The sequence below is a fragment of the Streptomyces sp. NBC_01525 genome (genome assembly GCF_045040405.1).
Taxonomy (GTDB): domain Bacteria; phylum Actinomycetota; class Actinomycetes; order Streptomycetales; family Streptomycetaceae; genus Streptomyces; species Streptomyces benahoarensis.
Window position 1 is genome coordinate 1338611 of record NZ_CP109397.1, and the last position, 20789, is coordinate 1359399.

At 73.4% G+C, this 20789-nt stretch carries 18 protein-coding genes; 5 read left to right on the plus strand and 13 right to left on the minus strand.

The window, feature by feature from the left end:
* Positions 1 to 159: 159 nt before the first annotated feature.
* Together OG422_RS06025 and OG422_RS06030 are read right to left on the minus strand one after the other, a co-directional pair.
* The gene (locus OG422_RS06025; protein WP_405740559.1) at positions 160 to 1356 is read right to left on the minus strand and encodes an acyl-CoA dehydrogenase family protein; all 1197 of its coding nucleotides are present in this window, start codon (positions 1354 to 1356) and stop codon (positions 160 to 162) included.
* A 139-nt stretch (positions 1357 to 1495) separates the two neighbouring features.
* On the minus strand, positions 1496 to 3118 hold the full coding sequence (locus tag OG422_RS06030) for an MFS transporter (RefSeq protein WP_405740562.1): 1623 nt from the start codon (positions 3116 to 3118) through the stop codon (positions 1496 to 1498).
* 214 nt (positions 3119 to 3332) lie between these two features.
* Between OG422_RS06030 and OG422_RS06035 the strand changes: the two genes are divergently transcribed.
* Together OG422_RS06035 and OG422_RS06040 are read left to right on the plus strand one after the other, a co-directional pair.
* A complete protein-coding gene (locus OG422_RS06035; RefSeq protein ID WP_143941146.1) occupies positions 3333 to 4523 on the plus strand; it encodes a hypothetical protein in 1191 nt (396 codons plus the stop codon).
* Positions 4524 to 4848: 325 nt separating this feature from the next.
* Entirely contained in the window at positions 4849 to 5871 is a 1023-nt protein-coding gene (locus OG422_RS06040; protein WP_405740565.1) for a phosphatase PAP2 family protein, read from the plus strand.
* A gap of 106 nt (positions 5872 to 5977) precedes the next feature.
* Here OG422_RS06040 and OG422_RS06045 read toward each other — a convergent pair whose 3' ends face one another.
* A complete protein-coding gene (locus tag OG422_RS06045; protein WP_143941144.1) occupies positions 5978 to 6193 on the minus strand; it encodes an I78 family peptidase inhibitor in 216 nt (71 codons plus the stop codon).
* A gap of 552 nt (positions 6194 to 6745) precedes the next feature.
* On the opposite strand from OG422_RS06045, the gene ctaD reads away from it, so the two are divergent.
* Complete coding sequence (gene ctaD / locus OG422_RS06050) at positions 6746 to 8425, plus strand: cytochrome c oxidase subunit I (RefSeq protein WP_405740568.1); 1680 nt, start codon at positions 6746 to 6748, stop codon at positions 8423 to 8425.
* Between the two features lie 7 nt (positions 8426 to 8432).
* On the opposite strand, the gene OG422_RS06055 is transcribed toward ctaD, so the two are convergent.
* On the minus strand, positions 8433 to 9296 hold the full coding sequence (locus OG422_RS06055; RefSeq protein WP_405747658.1) for a hypothetical protein: 864 nt from the start codon (positions 9294 to 9296) through the stop codon (positions 8433 to 8435).
* 38 nt (positions 9297 to 9334) lie between these two features.
* Positions 9335 to 10591 (minus strand): glycosyltransferase family 4 protein, encoded by a 1257-nt coding sequence (locus OG422_RS06060; protein ID WP_405740571.1) that lies wholly within the window; start codon positions 10589 to 10591, stop codon positions 9335 to 9337.
* A gap of 515 nt (positions 10592 to 11106) precedes the next feature.
* On the opposite strand from OG422_RS06060, the gene OG422_RS06065 reads away from it, so the two are divergent.
* Entirely contained in the window at positions 11107 to 11898 is a 792-nt protein-coding gene (locus OG422_RS06065; protein WP_143941141.1) for a hypothetical protein, read from the plus strand.
* Between the two features lie 119 nt (positions 11899 to 12017).
* Entirely contained in the window at positions 12018 to 12353 is a 336-nt protein-coding gene (locus OG422_RS06070) for a hypothetical protein (protein ID WP_405740575.1), read from the plus strand.
* A 63-nt stretch (positions 12354 to 12416) separates the two neighbouring features.
* Here OG422_RS06070 and der read toward each other — a convergent pair whose 3' ends face one another.
* The 8 genes from der to OG422_RS06110 all read right to left on the minus strand — a co-directional run bounded on the left by der (position 12417) and on the right by OG422_RS06110 (position 20680).
* Positions 12417 to 13880, minus strand: a complete 1464-nt coding sequence (gene der / locus OG422_RS06075) for a ribosome biogenesis GTPase Der (RefSeq protein WP_143941140.1) — start codon at positions 13878 to 13880, stop codon at positions 12417 to 12419.
* Between the two features lie 90 nt (positions 13881 to 13970).
* Positions 13971 to 14627 (minus strand): lysophospholipid acyltransferase family protein, encoded by a 657-nt coding sequence (locus OG422_RS06080; RefSeq protein WP_405740578.1) that lies wholly within the window; start codon positions 14625 to 14627, stop codon positions 13971 to 13973.
* Positions 14624 to 15346, minus strand: coding sequence for a (d)CMP kinase (gene cmk / locus OG422_RS06085; RefSeq protein WP_251076543.1), 723 nt, complete (start codon positions 15344 to 15346; stop codon positions 14624 to 14626). The genes OG422_RS06080 and cmk overlap by 4 nt, the downstream gene beginning before the upstream one ends.
* A 98-nt stretch (positions 15347 to 15444) precedes the next feature.
* The gene (locus OG422_RS06090) at positions 15445 to 16530 is read right to left on the minus strand and encodes a prephenate dehydrogenase (protein WP_405740582.1); all 1086 of its coding nucleotides are present in this window, start codon (positions 16528 to 16530) and stop codon (positions 15445 to 15447) included.
* Between the two features lie 215 nt (positions 16531 to 16745).
* The gene (locus OG422_RS06095) at positions 16746 to 17750 is read right to left on the minus strand and encodes an ADP-ribosylglycohydrolase family protein (RefSeq protein ID WP_405740584.1); all 1005 of its coding nucleotides are present in this window, start codon (positions 17748 to 17750) and stop codon (positions 16746 to 16748) included.
* Between the two features lie 67 nt (positions 17751 to 17817).
* Complete coding sequence (locus tag OG422_RS06100; protein WP_405740587.1) at positions 17818 to 18915, minus strand: pseudouridine synthase; 1098 nt, start codon at positions 18913 to 18915, stop codon at positions 17818 to 17820.
* On the minus strand, positions 18915 to 19595 hold the full coding sequence (scpB, locus tag OG422_RS06105) for an SMC-Scp complex subunit ScpB (protein WP_405740590.1): 681 nt from the start codon (positions 19593 to 19595) through the stop codon (positions 18915 to 18917). Before scpB ends, OG422_RS06100 begins: the two co-directional genes overlap by 1 nt.
* On the minus strand, positions 19592 to 20680 hold the full coding sequence (locus tag OG422_RS06110) for a segregation and condensation protein A (RefSeq protein WP_405740593.1): 1089 nt from the start codon (positions 20678 to 20680) through the stop codon (positions 19592 to 19594). Before OG422_RS06110 ends, scpB begins: the two co-directional genes overlap by 4 nt.
* Positions 20681 to 20789: the final 109 nt, after the last annotated feature.

Below are 20789 nucleotides of genomic sequence, written 5' to 3' on the forward strand. Positions count from 1 at the left end.
GTTCCGTCCGGCGGAGGGGAAGGCGGCGGACACCGCTGCACCCTCCGCTTTTCACTGTCCGGCGACGGACGAGTCTTCCCTGTCCGACGACGGGCAGGGACGCAGCGGGGCGGGTGCCCGGCCCTCCCGCACCCGCGTGCCCGCCTCGTACCGCCGCGCTCAGCGGAAGGCGTCCAGCCCCGTGAGCGCCTTGCCCAGCACCAGCTGGTGCATCTCGACGGTGCCCTCGTAGGTGAGCACCGACTCCAGGTTGGTGGCGTGCCGCATGACCGGGTACTCCAGGGAGATGCCGTTGGCGCCCAGGATCGTGCGGGAGGTGCGGCAGATCTCGATGGCCTCGCGGACGTTGTTGAGCTTGCCGAAGCTGACCTGCTCCGGGCGCAGCCGCCCGGCGTCCATCCGCCGCCCGAGGTGGTAGGCAAGCAGGATGCCCTTGTGCAGTTCGACGGCCATGTCGGCGAGCTTGGCCTGGGTGAGCTGGAAACCGCCGATGGGCTTGCCGAACTGCTCGCGGGTGCGCGCGTACTCCAGCGCCGCCTCGAAGCTGGCGCGGGCCGCGCCCATGGAGCCCCAGACGATGCCGTAGCGGGCGTGGCTCAGACAGCTCAGCGGGCCGCGCAGCCCGCGGACCTCGGGCAAGGCCGCGTCGGCCGGGAGCCGGACGTCGTCCAGGACCAGTTCGCTGGTGACCGAGGCGCGCAGCGACCACTTGTGGTGGATCTCGGGGGCGGCGAAGCCGGGGGTGTCGGTGGGGACCACGAAGCCGCGGACGCCGTCGTCGGTGGCGGCCCAGACGAGCGCGACCCCGGCGACCGAACCGTTGGTGATCCACATCTTGCGGCCGTTCAGGACCCAGTCGGACCCGTCGCGGCGGGCGTGGGTGCGCATCCCGGCGGGGTCGGAGCCGTGGTCCGGTTCGGTGAGGCCGAAGCAGCCGATGACCTCGCCGGACGCCATCCGCGGCAGCCACCGCTGCTTCTGCTCCTCGGAGCCGAAGCGGTGGATCGCGTACATGGCGAGCGAGCCCTGGACGGAGACGAGGGAGCGGATGCCGGAGTCGGCGGCCTCCAGCTCCAGGCAGGCCAGGCCGTACTGGACGGCGGAGGCCCCGGCGCAGCCGTAGCCGGTCAGGGACATGCCGAGGGCGCCGAGGGAGCCCAGTTCGCGGGCGAGGTCGCGGATGCCGGGGAGTTCGCCGCGCTCGTACCACCCGGCGATGTGCGGCAGGACCCGGTCGGCCGCCCAGCGGCGGACGGTGTCGCGTACCGCGCGGTCCTCGTCGGTGAGCAGGTCGTCGAGGCCCAGCGGGTCACCCGCGTCGAACGGCGGGAGCGGCGAGGAGGGCGTGGCGGACATGGCGGGGCCTCCGGCAGATCGGCGGAAAACTAGCAGTGGTAGTTATAGCGCGGTCCGACGGTACGGCGCACCCCGCCGCGCGGGCAAGAGCCACCGCGCGGCGGGGTGTCCGGAAAAAGGGGGGAAGAAGGGCGGGCCGTCAGCCGTGGGTCCGGGCGGCGGCGGGCTCGGCGTCCAGGCCCGGCGCGTTGTCGCCCTCGGCGCGCTCCACGGAGTCCGTGGCGCCGCGCGGCAGCCGCAGCGCGATGGCCGCACCGGCCAGCAGCAGCACCGCGCTGGCGACGAGCGTGATGTGCAGCCCGCGGACGAAGGCGTCACGGGCCACCACCCGCAGCGCCGCCCCGGCCGGACCGTCGAGCGCGGCCGCCACCTTGTACGCCTCGCCGAGCGAGTGCGACGCGGACGTCGCCTCCCGCGCGGTCACCCCCGCGACATGGCCGACGCCGGGGGCGTAGGCGGCGTTCATGACGCTGCCGAGGAGGGCGACGCCGATGCCCGCACCGAGCTGGTACGACGTCTCCCCGATGGCCGCCGCGCCGCCCGCCTGCTCCGGAGGCGCCTCGCTGAGCATCGACTCGTACGCGCCGAACAGCGTCACCTGGAAGCCGAAGCCGAGGAGGACGAAGCAGGCGGAGAGCAGCCAGAAGCGGTCGTGGGCGTTCATCGCGGTCAGGCAGAGCACCGCGCCGGCGGTGAGCACGAAACCGCAGGAGACCATGGTGCGCGGGCCGAGGATCTGGAGGATCCGGGAGCCGGTGAGGCCCGCCGCCATCGCCGCGAAGACCAGTGGCAGCATCCGCAGCCCGGTCTGCAGCGGCGAGAGCCCGAGCACGAGCTGGAGGTACTGCACGGCTATCAGCTGGAGGCCGACCAGGGCCAGCATCGCCAGCACGATGCAGCCGACGGAGGTGCCGAACGCCGACCGGGCGAAGAGCCGCATATCGATCAGCGGGTGCTCCCGGCGGTGCTGCCGCCGGACGAAGAGGACGAGCAGCAGCAGGCCCAGCACGATCGGGCCGAGGGTGGTCACCCCGAGGACGGCGGTGCCGCCGCCGATCCGCTTGACGCCGAGCACGACACCGAGGACGCCGAGCGCCGCGACGACCGCGCCGACCACGTCCCAGGGGCCGTTGCGCTCACCCCGCGACTCGGGCAGCAGCCAGCGGCCGATCAGCAGCATGACCAGCATCATCGGGACGTTGATGAGGAAGACCGAGCCCCACCAGAAGTTCTCGACGAGGAAGCCGCCGAGGACCGGTCCGACCGCCGCGCCCACCGCGGCGACCGCACTCCACACCCCGATGGCGACGGCCCGCTCCCGGCGGTCGGGGAAGACCTGCCGCAGGATCGACAGCGTGGCGGGCATGATCATGGCGCCGCCGATGCCGAGCAGCGCCCGGGCCGTCATCAGGATCTGCGGATTGGGCGCCAGCGCCGCGAGGGCCGACGCCGCGCCGAACAGGCCGTAGCCCAGCAGCAGGATCCGGCGCCGTCCCACCCGGTCGCCGAGCGTGCCGAAGAGGATCAGCAGCGACGCCGCGATCAGCGGATAGACGTCGACGATCCACAGCAGCTCCACCGGCCCGGGACGCAGGTCCTCGGTGACGGAGGGCACGGCCACGTAGAGGATCGTGGTGTCCAGCGCGACGAACAGCAGGCTGACGCAGAGCACGATCAGCACGGTCCAGCGGTTCGCGCCCCCACCGGGGAGCCGGGGAACGCCGGCCGTCCGTCCCGTGCCGGACGGGCTCGTCCCGGTCATGCACGTACCTCCCTGTCAGGCACTCGCGGCCGCGGACCGGGGCACGAAAAAGCCCCGGGTCAAACCGGCGGCACGGGCGAGTTGAGACGTCAGACTACGCGAGTGGGGAACGGTGTCGTGAGGCTCACCTCCTGATGAGACGCGTATCGCAGCGCCCGCAGTTGCCTCCCCGGGGCCCGCACGACGCCCGCCGGGCACCTGGATAATCGTCCGGATGAATGATCTCGCCTCGGCCGCCGCCCCCGGCCGGACGCTGTGCCGCCCCGCCGTCCGGGCCGCGCTGCGCCGCGCGCTGCCGGGGCTGGCGGCCTTCGCGGCGATCCGGCTGCTGGGTTGGGCGGTCCTCGCCGTCTGGTCCGCCTCGCGGGGCGCGAGCTGGCACACGCTGCTCACCGCCCGCTGGGACTCGCTCTGGTACACCCGCGTCGCGGAGCTGGGCTACGGCTACACCGTGCCGCTCCCCGACGGCGGCACCCACTCCAACCTCGCGTTCTTCCCGCTGCTGCCGTGGCTGGAGCGGCTGGGCTCGGCACTCACCCCACTCTCCCCCGCCGACGCCGGGATGGCCGTCGCCTGGCTCTCCTCCCTCGCCGCCGCCTGGGCGCTGTACGCGACGGGCGAGCGGCTGTACGGGCCGCGGGCCGGGGTCGCGCTGGCCGCACTGTGGGGTGCGCTGCCGATCGGCATCGTGCAGTCGATGGCGTACTCCGAGTCGCTGTTCACCGCCCTCGCGGCGTGGGGCGTGTACGCAGTGTGGACGGGGCGGTGGGTGTGGGCCGGGGTGCTGGCGTCGCTGGCCGGGCTGACCCGGCCGGTGGGCGTCGCCGTGGTCGCCGCCGTGTGGCTGACCGCCGCGGCGGCGCTCCTCGCCGACCGGGCGGGCGGTGCCACGCTGCGGTCGAGCCTGGCGCGGCGCCGCGGGCTGGTGGCGGGTGTGCTGGTGGCGCCGCTCGGCTGGTGCGGCTACTTCCTGTGGGTCGGCGCGCAACAGGGCAGCCTCACCGGCTATCTCGACGTCCAGGGCGCCTGGGGCAACGGCTTCGACGGCGGTTTCGCCTTCGGCCGCTTCCTGTGGGGCCTGCTGTCCGGGCCCGGCTGGGCCGGTGGCCTCGGACTGACGGCCGGGGTCGCGCTGGTCCTCGTCCTCTACGCGGCGGGCGTACGCCGCGGACAGCCGCTGCCGCTGCTCGTCTACTGCGGGGTGGTGGTCTTCCTCGCGCTGACCGCGAAGGGCTTCTTCGGCTCCAAACCGCGGCTGATGCTTCCGGCGTACCCCCTGCTGCTGCCGCTGGCCGCGGGCCTCGCCCGGTGGCGCCCGCTGCGGGCCGGGCTGCTGATCGGGGCGGTGGCGGTGGGCTCGGCGCTCTACGGGGCCTTCTGGCTCAACGGCACCGGCCCTCCGTGACCGGACCTCCGGGGACTACCACGTCGACTCCCCTGGCCGCCTGCACCGGCCCTCCGTGACCGGACGATCCCCCTCCGTCACCGCTCCGGCGCCGGGAAACGGCGGGCGACGCCCGTACCGCGCACGGATAAACGGCTGTGGCGAAAAGAAGATAAAGCTCTCGATGAAGTCCGGCGAGCAGCTCGGGCGGGAATCCGATTCTCCGTTAATTCGGTTCCGATTCGCCGCCGCCCGGCGACTTCCCGGGCACATTCCACATCACATCGTCATTACAAAGCGCACGGTCTGACCAGGTGCCTACATCACACGCGGTAACGTCGATTGAGTGCGTACCGATGAGAAGCTGGACCAGAGGGAGGGGCACCCGCCCGATCGCGCCCGACCACACATGACCCCGACCCGCCAATGGCTGTTCTGGGGCACGCTGGCGGTGTATCTCGTGATCGTGGCCGGGGTGCTGGCCTCCACCTGGCTGGTCACCTTCGACTGGCAGGTCATGTTCTTCCGGCCCTACAAGCAGTGGCCGTCGATCCATGCCTTCCTCGACTACTTCGTCGTCCTGGGCCAGCGCGGCCCCACGGCGGTGGCCGTTGCCGCGTGGCTGGGCTGGCGCTGCTGGCGTCAGCGCAACCTCCACCCGCTGCTGGTCCTCGGCGCCTCGCTGCTGCTGCTGAACATGACGGTGGGCGCCGCGAAGATCGGCATGGGCCGCCTGGGACCGCACTACGCGACGGCCGTCGGCTCCAACGAGATGTGGCTCGGCGGCGATATATTTCCGTCCGGACACACCGCGAACGCCGTGGTCACGTGGGGCGTGCTGGCGTATCTGGCGACCACGTCACTGCGCCGCAGGACCCTCTCGGTGATCGCCGCGCTGGGCGCGCTGGGCGTCGGGATGACGACGGTCTACCTCGGTACGCACTGGGTCAGCGACGTCCTGCTGGGCTGGGCCGCCGGTCTGCTGGTGCTGCTGGCGCTGCCGTGGATCGAGCCGGGGATCATCTGGGTGGAGGACCGCCTGATGGGCATCATCCTGCGGCTCTGGCTGCGACTGCGCCCCGATTCGCTGCGCGGCCCGCTCCCGGCCGCCGCCCCCGCCGGGCTCTCGCTGCAGCCCGTCACCCCGGACGGCGAGGTGGTATGGCACGACGCCGTCCCCGGCCCGTCGGCGCGGAGCGGCGCCACCCGCGCGCCGGACGGACGCCCGCATCACCCGGCGCGGCCGTACGCCTCCCGCGCGGAGCGCGCGCCGGTCACCCCGGCGGGCAGCCGCCGGCCGCCGCACGCCGACCGTCTGCCACGCACCACGCCGCTGAGCCCGGCCACCGGGCGCGGCCCCGGCGGCTGAGACCGCCGCACACACCGCGGGGCCGGTACGCACACCCGCACCCCCGCGCCGAAAGGCCCCGGCCGCTCCCTGTGAGCGGCCGGGGCCTTCGTCGTACGCGGGTGCCTCACCCCCGCCAGCTGCGGCGTACCCGGCCGTTCTCGACCTCGAAATTGAGCCGTCCGGCGCGGTACTCCATGGTGATCAGCGCGCCCGGCGGCAGCGAGCGGACGGTGCTCCAGCCGCGGCCGCCGGCGCGCTCCTCCGCCTCCTGACGGGCGAGGCCGACGTACGCCTCGGGGTCGTCGTCGGGTTCGTTCGGAAGCTGTGGTTCGGGTGCCATGGGTGTCACGGTAGGCGCCCGCGGCGGTACACGGAAGGGCGTTCGGTTCCTCGCTCCGGTCTCTCCACGGTCTTTCCTTGGTCACACTTGTGTCACAGCCAACGTCTCGGCGTTTGCGGTAACTTCCGTCACTCTTACGCGTCGTACACCGGCGCATCCGGGTGGAAAACAAAGCATCCACCATTGCGCCGGGCGTGAATTCCGGACACCCCGGCCGGGCTCTTTACCCGGAAGGGTGAGCACGGCCGGAATTACGCCCCGACCGCGCCGCGGATTCCCGTCGGATGGGGGAATTCACCGGCCGCGGCCGCCCGCGAAATGAGACACATTCCACACACACTTTTCGCACATCGGTCCTCCCGGCCGCCGACGAGCCGCCCGCCGCTCCCCGTACCGGGCCCGTGCCCCCGCCTCGGGCAGGCGGGCGAATCGCACCGGAACGGACCGGAGCGCCCCCTCGCTCCGTCCCAACGCCGCGCGCATCATGTGGCGCGTCCCCCGGTCCGGCTCCCGCCCGGCCCCGGTCCGCCCCCGACGAACGAGGTGCCGCGTATGGGAACCGACACCGCAGCAGCCCTCCCGCCGGTCAGGGCGCGACACCGCGGGCGGGTGCTGGCCGACTGGCTGTCAACGACGGACCACAAGAAGATCGGGCATCTCTACCTGATCACGTCGTTCGGGTTCTTCCTGGTCGGCGGGGTGCTGGCGCTGGTGATGCGCGCCGAGCTGGCTCGCCCGGGGCTCCAGCTGATCAGCGCCGAGCAGTTCAACCAGGCGTTCACCATGCACGGCACGATCATGCTGTTGCTCTTCGCCACCCCGGCGTTCGCGGGCTTCGCCAACGAGATCATGCCGCTCCAGATCGGGGCGCCGGACGTCGCCTTCCCCCGGCTGAACGCGCTGTCGTACTGGTTCTACCTCTTCGGCGGGCTGATGGTCCTCGGCGCCTTCCTCACGCCGGACGGCGGCCCGTCCTTCGGCTGGACCGCGTACGCGCCGCTGAACTCCCCGCTCCACTCCCCCGGCATCGGCCCGGACCTGTGGGTGATGGGCCTGGCGCTGGCCGGGTTCGGGACGATCCTGGGGGCGGTCAACTTCGTCACCACGATCATCACGCTGCGGGCGCCGGGCATGACGATGTTCCGGATGCCGGTCTTCACCTGGAACATCCTCTTCACGTCGGTCCTGGTGCTGATGGCGTTCCCGGTGCTCGCGGCGGCGCTGCTGGTGCTGGAGGCGGACCGGCGGTTCGGGGCGGTGGTGTTCGAGCCGCAGTGGGGCGGTGCGCTGCTGTGGCAGCACCTCTTCTGGTTCTTCGGGCACCCGGAGGTGTACATCATCGCGCTGCCGTTCTTCGGCATCATCACCGAGATCATCCCGGTCTTCTCCCGCAAGCCGGTGTTCGGCTACGTCATGCTGATCGGCGCCACCATGGCGATCACCGCGCTGTCGGTGATGGTCTGGGCGCACCACATGTTCGCCACCGGAGCGGTGCTGCTGCCGTTCTTCTCGCTGCTGTCGTTCCTGATCGCGGCGCCGACGGGGGTGAAGTTCTTCAACTGGATCGGCACGATGTGGCACGGCTCGCTGTCGTTCGAGACGCCGATGCTGTGGTCGGTGGGCTTCCTGGTGAGCTTCCTCTTCGGCGGGCTGACCGGCGTCATCCTCGCCTCGCCGCCGCTGGACTTCCACGTCACCGACACGTACTTCGTCGTCGCCCACTTCCACTACGTGGTCTTCGGGACGGTGGCGTTCGCGACGTTCGCCGGTTTCTACTTCTGGTGGCCGAAGTTCACCGGCAAGCTGCTCGACGAACGGCTCGGGAAGATCCACTTCTGGACGCTCTTCACCGGCTTCCACCTCACCTTCCTCGTGCAGCACTGGCTGGGCGTCGAGGGCATGCCGCGCCGCTACGCCGACTACCTCGCGGCCGACGGCTTCACCGCCCTCAACACGCTCTCCACCCTCGGCGCGTTCCTGCTCGGCATCTCCACGCTGCCGTTCCTGTACAACGTCTGGCGGACGTCGCGGTACGGCACCCGCACGGAGCTGGACGACCCGTGGGGCTTCGGGCGCTCGCTGGAGTGGGCGACGTCCTGCCCGCCGCCGCGGCACAACTTCACGACGCTGCCGCGCATCCGCTCCGAGTCGCCCGCCTTCGACCTGCACCACCCGGAGGTGGCCGCCGCCGCCCGGCGGGCCGCGGCGGCGCACGGGGAGACCGGATTCTGACGCCGTGTCAGTCGACGGTGTCCGGGCCCGCGACCCGCAGCGCCAGATCGTTGTCGAGCGTGTAGTACGGGCCGACCCGGACCTCCGTCCCGGCCACCGGGACGGGCACCGCGGGGTAGGCGAAGACCTGCTTCTTGTCCGCGACGTCGTCCAGCAACCGGCCGATCCGCACCAGCGGCGCGCCCTCGGCGGGCACCAGCCACAGGTCCCACGGCTCGCCGCCGCCGCGCCAGTGCCCGACCGGCCCGGCGTAGGGCAGCGTGAAGGAGAAGTGGGCGCCGTCGGCGGTGAGCGGGACGGTGACGGTGGCGCCTGTGGCGGCCTGGCCCGCGACGCGGCGGGCCCGGGCCTCCATATGGGCGCCCGGACCGGGCAGCGCACCGTAGAGCCGCCCCTCGACCGTCATGCCCTCGCGGTCCACCAGGATGTCCCCGGCCTCGGCGTGCGGTCCGCGCAGCCAGCTGCGCAACGCCAGATTGCCGAGCTTGGTGGTGTACGGGATGCGGACGCCGAGGCGGCCGATGCCCGCGAGCGGGCGGCGGTCCACCAGGGAGCGCAGGTCGTTGAGGCCGGGCAGCAGACGGCGCGGGGCGTGGCCGTCGCCGAGGTCGGCGTAGACCTGCCAGCGGCCCTCGGCGAGCGCGACGGTGCTGGGGAGGACGGCGCGCAGCCCGCCCGCGCCGTTCGGCCCGAGCGGCAGCCGCACCTCCTCGGCGTCCGCGCCGCGCAGCCGCAGCACCAGCGCCGCGCTCCAGGTCGTGCGGACGTCCGGCGGGGCGGCCAGATCGAAGGTGAGGCCGCCCGCGGAGTCGGCGATGCAGTCGGCGGTCAGCCCGGGCGGGTTGCCGTCGGCCCCGGAGGACGCCGGCATGCGGCCGGAGCCCGCCGCGGGCGGTCGCGTCGAGGTGTTCATACCGTCCGCACCCCTCTCAGCGCGGCGCTCGCCGCGTCCTTGGTGACGTAGGCGCCGCTCAGCAGGGCACCGCGGGTACGGTGCAGCGCGCCGCGCAGCCGGTTGGCCCGCTTCTCCTCCAGCAGCTGCCCGAAGAGCGCTTCGTACCGCGCGGCGATCCGGGCGGGGTCGAACCGGGCGGCGGCGGTGAGCGCCGCCCGGCCCATCCGGCGGCGCCCGGCGTCGTCGTTGATCAGGGAGAGCAGGGCCCCGGCCAGCGCGCCGGGGTCGTCCACGGGGACAAGTCTGCCGTCCACGCCGTCATCGATGATCTCGCCGGGACCGTGCGGGCAGTCGGTGGCGACGACGGGCAGGCCGCAGCGCATCGCCTCGACGATCGTCATGCCGAAGGACTCCAGGCTGGAGGAGACGGCGGCGATCGAGCCCTTGGCCCACTCGGACTCCAGGGGGTTGGCCGGGCCCATCAGGAAGACGTGGTTGTAGAGGCCGAGTTCGTCGATGAGCGCGCGCAGCGCGGCCTTCTCGGAGCCACCGCCGTAGATCCGCAGCCGCCAGTCCGGGCGGGCCGCCACGACCTCGGCGAACGCGCGGATCAGCAGGTCGTACCGCTTGACGCGGGCGAGCCGCCCGGCCGCGACGACCCACTTGCCGGTGGAGTCGGCCGGGGCGAGGCCGGGCGCGGGCACGCTGTTGGGCACCGCCTCGACGCGGACGCCGGGCAGCCGCAGACGGCGGTAGGCGGCGGCGTCCGCCTCGGTGACGGTGGTGAGCGCGTCCAGGCGCGGGTAGACGCCGCGCAGCGCAAGCCGCAGCGCCCGGCTGTGGGAGTCGAGGGTGAGGTGTTCCTGGCCGACGCGGACCACGCCGCGGCGGGTCTGCCGGGCGATGTGGACGTTGAGACCGGGGCGGGTGCCGACGACGAGGTCCGCCTCGACGTGGCGCAGATGCCGGGCGATCCGCCGGTCGGTCAGCTCGCTGTACTGGCCGAAGCGGCCCTCGGCGGCGGGGAAGACCTTCGCCGCCCGGGCGAACTCCGGGTCGTTCCCGTCGTAGGTGGGGCTGTCCTCACGGAGGTCCACGAGGTGGCGCAGCCGGACGCCGGGGCCCAGGCCGAGGACGGGGGTGTCGCGGTGGCGCAGCACGGAGACGATCTCGACGTCATGGTGCGCGGAGAGCGCATGGGCGAGATTGAACGTCGTGCGGATCGTGCCGCCGATGCCGTACGCGTTGTGAATCAGGAATGAGATATGCATCCGTCCCGTATCCCCTGGCTTTCCGGTCGCCCTGGCGCCGGATCGTGTTGTCGACGCTGTGTGCGGTCCCGCCCCACCGAGGGGGCGGCACCGCTGCGGCGACGCTCCCCACCCGGGCGACGGGGCCCGCGCATCCTTCAGGAGGTCGTCGTGCATCCGACTCCTGAACGGTTGGACCGAGCCGGAGGGTTCCGGGTTGTGGGCTTATGCCAAGTTGTTCCGAGAAAGTTAGGCCATCGGTAGCGATATGACGGAACCTGTGGCACCGATTCGGCATCGGCCGCCGCCGTCGGCCCGCGGTGGCGGACGTCCCGAATGACGTCCAAGGGCTGGCGCCCGGCGACCGTTTTCGGTACTCCATTCCCGTGTGCGGTGATCGGTTCGATTCCGTGCCGGTCCGCGCGTGACTCCGGCCGCCGCTCACCCGTTGTCCATGTCGGCGAGCCGGGGACGACACCCGGCCCCCGTACCAGCCGGGGTCCCCCGGCACCCACGCAGAGATCGAGGAGCCACCCGTGCCGCGCATGCTCGACGTCAGCGACGACGTTCGCGCCGAGATCGGCGACGAAGAAGCCGACCGCCTGCTGGCCGGTGGAGACGCCCCCGGCAGCTACGACTGCACCTCCTGCCGCACCCCGGGCGACAGCGCGCAGGAGCGCACCAGCACCGTCCTGTTCGTCGGCGAGGAGACCGCGGTACTCGCCTTCGCCCACGCCACCTGCATCCCCTCGCAGGTCGTATCGGTCTCGGAGGAGCAGCTCAAGGGCGCCGTGCAGTCCATCACCGCCGCACAGGAGTCCGGGACGGCGCCCACCCGCCCGGTCCCGGTGGGCGAGCGTCAGGCGACGCTCGGGATCACCTGCGGGCTGGTGCTGGTCTCGGGCGAGTTGCGGGCGGCGCTGGTCGTCGAGCCGGACGGCCCGATCGCCCGCCCCGGTTCGGTCAGCCTGGACGACGACTTCCTGCCGCTCCTGCTGGAGCAGGGCTTCCACCCGGTCACCGATGTGGACGCGCTGCCCGCGCCGAACCCGGGCTGGTCGGCGCTGCTCGCCATGGGCAAGCTGCACGCCGTGCTGCAGCCGGGCAACACCGGCAGCCAGGCCGCGTGGTGGCAGGCGCACCAGCCGCTGGCCGTGTCCGACGGCTGGCGGGCCGCCGCCACGAAGGCGCAGTCGGTACTGATGTACGCCGCGCCGTCCGGCTCCATCGGCCACCAGCCGCGGGAGGACCTCATGCGCCAGGCGATGGAGAAGGCCGCGGCCCAGGGCGTGCTGGTCGCCGCCGAGATGCCGCTGGCCGGCACCTGAGCCTGAGGACCCCGCCGATCGCGGGGGCGTTCCCGTCGAACCGTACGGGAACGCCCCCGCGATCCGTCATTTCCGGACCGAGGCCGCATCCCCGGCGATTCGGGTTCGTTGGTGCAGACGTGCACCCATATGACCCCTTCTCCCGCTCCCGCCCTCCGCAGCAGATCCCCGGTATGCGTCCGTCGCAGGACCCCGGGGCCGCCGGGACCGGCCGTTCGGCCACACCGATCTACGACGCGCTGTACGCCGAGTACCGGCGGGCGTTCCGGGCGTTGCCCGGCGACCGGACCGGCGAGGAGGAGGGGCCGGGTCCGGGGCACGGCGGCAGCAGCTGGAGCCGCGCCGCGGCCTCGCCCGGCCAGTGGGAGCGCGTCGCCCGCCAGCCGTACCGCCCGCGGGGCGCGCTGCCCGCGCTGCCGCCGGGAACGCGCGGCGCCCGGCCGCACGACCATTGAGCCGTACAACCGGGCGCGGGGCCCGTACCGGGGCCGGGCCGCCGTACGGCCCGGCCCCCGCTGTCACTTCTTCTTCTGGTTGCGCTTCTCGCGCACCCGGACGGAGAGGTGGATCGGGGTGCCCTCGAAGCCGAACTCCTCGCGCAGACGGCGCTCGATGAAGCGGCGGTAGCCCGCCTCCAGGAAGCCGGAGGCGAAGAGCACGAACCGCGGCGGCTTCGTCCCCGCCTGCGTACCGAAGAGGATGCGGGGCTGCTTGCCGCCGCGGATCGGGTGCGGGTGGGCGGCCACGATCTCGCCGAGGAAGGCGTTCAGCCGGCCGGTGGGGACACGGGTCTCCCACCCGGCGAGCGCCGTCTCGATCGCCGGGACCAGCTTCTCCATGTGGCGGCCGGTGCGCGCCGAGACGTTCACCCGCATCGCCCACGGCACCTGCACGAGATCCCGCTCGATCTCCCGCTCCAGGTAGAAGCGGCGCTCCTCGTCGAGGGTGTCCCACTTGTTGTACGCGATGACCAGGGCGCGTCCGGCCTCCACGGCCATGGTGATGATGCGCTGGTCCTGCACGCTGATCGACTCGCTCGCGTCGATCAGGACGACGGCGACCTCGGCCTTCTCGACGGCGGCGGCGGTACGCAGCGAGGCGTAGTAGTCGGCGCCCTCCTGGAGGTGGACCCGGCGGCGGATACCCGCGGTGTCGACGAACTTCCAGATGGTGCCGCCCAGCTCGATCAGTTCGTCGACCGGGTCGCGGGTGGTGCCGGCGATTTCGTTGACGACCACGCGCTCCTCCCCGGCGACCTTGTTGAGCAGCGACGACTTGCCGACGTTCGGGCGGCCGATCAGGGCGATGCGGCGGGGGCCGCCGAGCGCGGTGCCGAAGGTCTGCTCGGGTGCCTCGGGCAGCGCGTCGAGGGCGGCGTCCAGCATGTCGCCGGTGCCACGGCCGTGCAGCGCGGAGACGGGGTGCGGCTCGCCGAGGCCGAGCGACCAGAGCATCGAGGCGTCGGCCTCGCCGGAGGGGCCGTCGACCTTGTTGGCGACGAGCACGACGGGCTTGCCGGAGCGGCGCAGCAGCTTGACGACGGCCTCGTCGGTGTCGGTCGCGCCGACCTTGGCGTCGACGACGAAGACGACGGCGTCGGCGGCCTCGATGGCGAACTCGGCCTGCATCGCGACGGAGGCGTCGATGCCGAGGACGTCCTGCTCCCAGCCGCCGGTGTCGACGACCTTGAAGCGGCGGCCGTTCCAGTCGGCCTCGTAGGTGACGCGGTCGCGGGTGACGCCCGGCCGGTCCTCGACGACCGCCTCACGACGGCCGATGATGCGGTTCACCAGCGTCGACTTGCCGACGTTGGGGCGGCCGACGACGGCGAGGACGGGCAGCGGGCCGTGCCCGGCCGCCGCGATGTCCCCGCCGACCTCCTCGGGGTCGAAGCCCTCCTGCGCGGCGAGCTCCATGAACTCCGCGTACTCGGCATCGCCAAGCGCACCGTGCTCGTCGCCGGTGTCGATCTGGTCGTTCATGAAGTCCGTTCCTCGTCCTGCTCACTGTGCGGCGTCGGCCGCGTGGCTTCGTCATCGGCGGGCCGCGTCGGTCCGCCGCTCAAGTGTCGGTCAGCGCCCGGTCAGGCGCCTGGCGTTTTCCAGGTGGGCGGTGAGCCGGCCCTGGATCCGCCCGGTCGCCTCGTCCAGCGCCGTGCGGGTGCGCCGCCCCGAGCCGTCCCCCGCCTCGAAGGCGTCGCCGAAGACGACGTCGACGCGGGAGCGCAGCGGCGGCACCGCCGGGGTGAGGCGGCTGCGGCGGTCGGCGGAGCCGAGCACCGCCACCGGGACGACCGGCGCGCCGGAGCGCACCGCGAAGTACGCGAGACCGGCCCGCAGTGAGGCGAAGTCGCCCTCGCCCCGGGTGCCCTCCGGGAAGATGCCCAGCACACCGCCGTGCTCCAGCACCGCGAGGGCATCGGTGATCGCCTTGCGGTCGGTGGTGGCGCGGTCCACCTTCAGCTGGCCGATGCCGCGCAGGAACGGGTCCAGCGGGCCGATGAACGCTTCCTTCTTGATCAGGAAGTGCACCGGCCGGGGCGCCGTGCCCATCAGCATCGGGCCGTCGAGGCCGTGCGCGTGGTTGACCGCCAGGATCACCGGCCCGGCCGACGGCACCCGCCAGGCGCCCAGCACCCGGGGCCGCCACAGGCCGTACATCAGGCCGATGCCGATCCGCCGGCCGACCGCGGCACCCGCCTCGCTCGGGGCCACGCCGCTGGTGGTCACCGCGCGTCCCGCCCCGCCTTCGCGGCGCCCGCGCCCTCGATGAGGGTGACGACGCACTCGATGACCTGCTCCAGCGTCAGCTCGGTGGTGTCCACCTCGACGGCGTCGTCGGCCTTGGCCAGCGGCGAGGTCTTACGGGAGGAGTCGGCGGCGTCGCGCTTGATCAGGGCCTCGCGGGTGGCCGTCAGGTCGCCGGCCTCCTTGCCCTTCAGCTCACCGCTGCGGCGGGCGGCGCGCGCCTCGGCGGAGGCGGTGAGGAAGACCTTGAGGTCGGCGTCGGGCAGCACCGTGATGCCGATGTCGCGGCCCTCCACGACGATGCCGTTCGGCGCCTCGGCGGCGATGGTGCGCTGCAGCGCGGTGATCCGGGAGCGCACCTCGGGCACGGCGCTGACGGCGCTGACCGCGGAGGTGACCTCCTGGGTGCGGATCGGACCGGCCGCATCGAGGTCGTCGACGGCGATGGCCGGGGCGGCCGGGTCGGTGCCGGAGACGATGGCGGGCTTGCCGCTGGCCTCGGCGACCGCCGTGGCGTCGTTCACGTCGATGCCGTTGCTCAGCATCCACCAGGTGATCGCACGGTACTGGGCGCCGGTGTCGAGGTAGCCGAGGCCGAGCTTGGCGGCGACGGCCTTGGACGTGCTGGACTTGCCCGTGCCAGCGGGGCCGTCGATGGCGACAATCACTGCAGCCGGGGCGGTCCGGGCGGCGGTTTCCACGGTGGTGAACACCTTTCTGGTTACACGGGGCGGGGGTCCACGGGCCGAATGGCCTCCGTCAAGGTTACTGGCTCCCCCGCGGCCCGTGGTCCACGGCGTCAGCGGCGGATCGACCAGCCCCGCTCCCGCAGCTCCGCGGTGAGCTGCGCCACCGCGCCCGGCTCCACCGTGAGCTGGATGAAACCGGCCTGCTGGCCGGTGGCGTGCTCGATGCGGACGTCCTCGATGTTGACCCCGGCGCGGCCCGCGTCGGCGAAGATCCGGGCCAGCTCACCGGGCTGGTCACCGATGTGGACGGCGAGGACCTCGTACGCGGCGGGGGCGGCACCGTGCTTGCCGGGGACCCGCTCGCGTCCGGCGTTGCCGCGGCGCAGCACGTCCTCGATGCCCTCCGTGCCACCCGTGCGCTTCTGCGCGTCCGCGGACTCCAGGCCCCGCAGCGCCCGGACCGTGCCGTCCAGATCGGCGGCGACCTCGGCGAGGATGTCGGCGACCGGGCCGGGGTTGGCGGAGAGGATGTCGAGCCACATCGCCGGGTCGGAGGCGGCGATGCGGGTGACGTCCCGGATGCCCTGGCCGCACAGGCGCACCGCGGTCTCGTCGGCGTCCTTGAGGCGGGCGGCGACGAGGCTGGAGACCAGCTGCGGGGTGTGCGAGACGAGGGCGACGGCGCGGTCGTGTGCGTCGGCGTCCATGACCACCGGGACGGCGCGGCAGAGCGCGACCAGCTCCAGCGCGAGGTTGAGGACCTCGGTGTCGTCGCCCGGGGACGGGGTCAGCACCCAGGGCCGCCCCTCGAAGAGGTCGGCGGTGGCCGCGAGCGGACCGGAGCGCTCCCGGCCCGCCATCGGGTGGGTGCCGAGGTAGGCGGAGAGATCGCAGCCCAGCTCCTGGAGCTGACGGCGCGGGCCGCCCTTGACGCTGGCGACGTCTATGCAGGCGCGGGCGGCGCCACGGCGGAGCACCCCGGCGAGGGTGTCCGCGACGTGCGCGGGCGGCACCGCGACGACGGCGAGGTCGACGGGGCCCGGCGGCGGCTCGGTGGTGCCCGCGCCGAGCGCCGCGGCCGTACGGGCCTGCGTCGGGTCGTGGTCCTCCAGGTACACCTGCACGCCACGTGCCTGGAGGGCGAGCGCGACGGAGGTGCCGATCAGGCCCGTGCCGATGACGAGTGCGGATCTCACTGGGCGATGTCCTTTCGCGGCGCCGCGGTGGCGCCGGGGTACACAGGCGCGCCACCGGCCCCGGCGAAGCCGCTGTCGACGGCCCCACCGACCGCTCGTACGCTCACGTCCTGCTCCCTGCCTCGGTGCGCACACCCCGCACGCACACGATCAAGCGTATCCAGCACCACCGACAGCCGTACGCGGCGACCGACCGGCGGACAGCGGCCGGCGGGTCAGGCGTCCCAGGCGGCGCCCAGGGCCAGCAGGTCCGCGCGGTGCTCGATGCGGTCGGTCCACTCACGGGGCCAGGCTCCGGCGCCGAGGCGGGCCCCGGCGAACGCCCCGGCGAGGCAGGCGAGGGAGTCGGAGTCGCCGGAGCTGACGGCGGCCCGGCGCAGCGCGGTGACCGGCTCGTCGGGGAAGAGCAGGAAGCAGTACAGGCCGGTGGCGAGCGCCTCCTCGGCGATCCACCCGGCGCCGGTGGCCGCGCAGGGGTCGGCCTCGCGGTCCGGGGCGCGCAGCGCGGCGTCCAGCCGGTCGAGGACGGCGAGGCAGTCGTCCCAGCCGCGGGCGAGGTACGCCTGCGGGGTGGCGTCCCCGGAGCGGCGCCACAGGTCGCCGAGCCAGTCTTCCTGGTAAGCGGTGCGCGAGGCGTGGGCGTACTCCCGCAGCAGGGCGGTCAGCCTGTCCGGGTGCGCGCCGTCGGCGAGTGCCCGCACGGCGTACGCGGTGAGATCGGAGGCGGCGAGCGCGGTGGGGTGGCCGTGGGTGAGGGCGCCCTGGAACTGTGCGGCGCCGGAGCGCTGCCGCGCCGTGAGGCCCGGTACGAGGCCGACGGGCGCGACCCGCATGTTGGCGCCGCACCCCTTGGAGCGCATCGGCGCGGCCTCGGTCCAGCGCGTACCCGGTTCGGCGAGCCGGGCGCAGGCGGTGAGGCAGGTGGTGCCGGGGGCGCGGTTGTTCTCCGGGGAGCGCCACCAGGCGGTGTACGCGGCGCGGGCCGGGGGCTCCAGGGTGCGGGCGGTGAGCGGCCCGGCGGCCCGCGCGGCCTCCAGCGCCCGGCCCAGGGCCAGCGTCATCTGGGTGTCGTCGGTGATGAGCGCGGGCTCCGGCAGCGGGAGGCGGCGCCAGTCGCCGTGGGCGGCCAGGATCGCGGGGACGTCCTGGAACTCGGTCGGATAGCCGAGTGCGTCCCCCAGTGCGAGCCCCATCAGTGCGCCGGTCGCCGCGGATCCCATGAAAACCACCCCTTAATCGTCACGATGACAATAAGGGGTGGTGATCACTACGGGCAAGCGATGCCTGTTACAGGTCGACCTCGCGCATCAGCATGCCGACCTCGGTGTTGGTCAGGCGGCGCAGCCAGCCGGACTTCTGGTCGCCCAGCGCGATCGGGCCGAACGCGGTGCGCACCAGCTTGTCGACGGGGAAGCCCGCCTCGGCCAGCATCCGCCGCACGATGTGCTTGCGGCCCTCGTGGAGGGTGACCTCGACGAGGTAGTTCTTGCCGGTCTGCTGCACGACGCGGAAGTGGTCCGCGCGGGCGTGGCCGTCCTCCAGCTGGATGCCGTCCTTGAGCATCCGGCCGATCTCGCGCGGCAGGGGGCCCTGGATCGCGGCGAGGTAGGTCTTCTGGACGCCGTAGCGCGGGTGCGTCAGGCGGTGGGCCAGCTCGCCGTGGTTGGTGAGCAGGATGATGCCCTCGGTCTCGGTGTCCAGCCGCCCGACGTGGAAGAGCCGCGTCTCACGGTTGTTGACGTAGTCGCCGAGGCACTGGCGGCCGTCCGGGTCCTCCATCGTGGAGACGACCCCGGCGGGCTTGTTCAGCGCGAAGAAGAGGTACGACTGGGTGGCGACGGTGAGGCCGTCGACCTTGATCTCGTCCTTCTCCGGGTCGACGCGGACGCCCTGCTCCAGGACGATCTCGCCGTTGACCTCGACGCGCGCCTGCTCGATCAGCTCCTCGCAGGCACGCCGCGAGCCCATACCGGCGCGGGCCAGGACCTTCTGCAGCCGCTCGCCCTCCTGCTCGCCGAACGTCTTCGGGGTCTTGACCTGCGGCTTGTTGTGCCGGGCGCGGTTGCGCTCCTCGATCTTGGCGTCCAGCTCGCGGGGGCGCGACGGCGCCTGGCCCCGGCCGCGCTGCGGGCCGCCCTTGGGCGCGCCCTGCTTCGCGCCGGTGCGGGGGCCGCCCTTGGCGCCGCCCCGGGCGGCGGCACCCCGGGCGCCGCCGCTCTTCGGGGCGGACCCGCGGCCGTCGCCGGACTCGCCCACGTCGTAGCGGCGCTCCTCGGGACGGGGCCGACCCGCGCGCTGCTGCTTCTCGTCGCGCTTGTTCCCGGCGCCGCGGTAGTTGCCCTTACCGCCGCCGCTGCCCGTGCTGTTCCTGCCGCTGCTTCGCATCAATGATCCGTCTGAGAGTCGCCGCTGTCGTCCACTTCGAACGACGGGATACCTTCCGGGGAGTCGCGCTCAACCGCCTCCGCCTCCGGGAGGAACGGTGCGAGCTCCGGGAGCTCGTCCAGGCCACGCAGGCCCAACCGCTCCAGAAAGTACGTCGTCGTCCTGTACAGGATCGCACCTGTTTCGGGTTCCGTCCCCGCCTCCTCCACCAGCCCGCGCTGGAGGAGGGTGCGCATCACGCCGTCACAGTTGACCCCGCGTACGGCGGAGACCCGGGAACGGCTGACCGGCTGACGGTACGCGACCACGGCCAGAGTCTCCAACGCGGCCTGGGTCAGCCGGGCCGTCTGTCCGTCCAGGACGAAGCTCTCCACGGCGTCGGCGTACGCGGCGCGGGCGTAGAACCGCCAGCCCCCGGCGACCAGCCGCAGGTCGAAGCCGCGGCCCTGGCGGGCGTACTCGTCGGCCAGTTCGCGCAGCGCCCGGGCGACCGCGCGGCGGGGCCGCTGCACCACCCGGGCCAGGTGTTCCTCGGTCGCCGGGGCGTCGACGACCATGAGGACGGCCTCCAGCGCGGGCTTCAGCTCCAGCTCCGCCACACCGAGCGCCCCGGCCGGCTCCCCGGGCCGCGCGGGCCCGCTCTGCTCCGTGACGTCGTACGCCTCACCGGCCCCGCTCACGCGCGCTCTCCCTCGTCGTCGGTCGCGCCGGACGCGTCGTCCGGCTCGTCATCGGCCCCGTCCGCGGCGTCGGGCCGCCCCTCGTATCCGTCGGTGACCTGCGGCGTCACTTCGTCGGGGCCCGTCCAGCGGACCGTGAGGGTGCCCAGGGCCTCCGGCTGGTCCAGGGCCACCGCCCGCTCCCGGTACAGCTCAAGGAGCGCCAGGAAGCGCGCCACGACGGTGAGGGTGTCGGGGGCGTCGGCCACCAGCTCGGCGAAGGTGCGCGCGCCCGCCTGGCGCAGCAGCGCCGCCACCACCCCGGCCTGTTCCGCGACGCTGACCAGCGGCGCGTGGATGTGGTCGACGTAGACCTGCGGGCGGGCCCGCGGCTGCATCGCCTTGACGGCGAGCCGGGCGAACCCCTCGGGGCCGATGCCCAGCACCACCTCCGGCAGCAGCTCGGCGTGGACCGGTTCCAGGCCGACGGTGCGGGGGTGGCGGCGCGTCTCGTCCGCCAGCCGGCCGCCGAAGAGGTCCGCGATCCGCTTGTACGCGCGGTACTGCAGCAGCCGGGCGAAGAGCAGGTCACGGGCCTCCAGCAGCGCCAGGTCCGCCTCGTCCTCGACGGCGGCGACGGGCAGCAGCCGGGCGGCCTTGAGGTCCAGCAGGGTGGCCGCGACGACCAGGAACTCGGTGGTCTGGTCGAGGTCCCAGTCCGCACCCATGGCCCGGATGTGCACCATGAACTCGTCGGTGACCTGGGAGAGCGCGACCTCGGTGACGTCCATCTTGTGCTTGGAGATCAGCTGGAGGAGGAGGTCGAAGGGCCCCTCGAAGTTGTCCAGCCGGACGGTGAACCGGCGGTCACCGGGGACGTCGGGCTCCGGGGCCTCGTCGGCGGACTCGCCTGACTCGGCGGTCTCGCTGCCGGGCCGGTGCGCGCCGGGCTCCGGCGCTCCGGCCGCGGGCGTCTCCTCGGCCGCCGGGGCTCCGCCCGGCTCCGCGGTGGCCCCGTCCGGGTCCGCCGTGCCGTCCTCCGCCCCCCGGCCGAGGGTACGGCGCGGGGGCCGCGGGGAGGCGGTGTCGTGCTGGGTCGTCGGCATCGTGGTCCAGGGTGCTGCGGGCCCCGCGCGCGGGCGGGCTGACGCGCGGGCGGCGGGCCCGCGTAGGCGGCAGGCTATCGGGGCCGGGGGCGGCCGGGCCCTGTCGTCC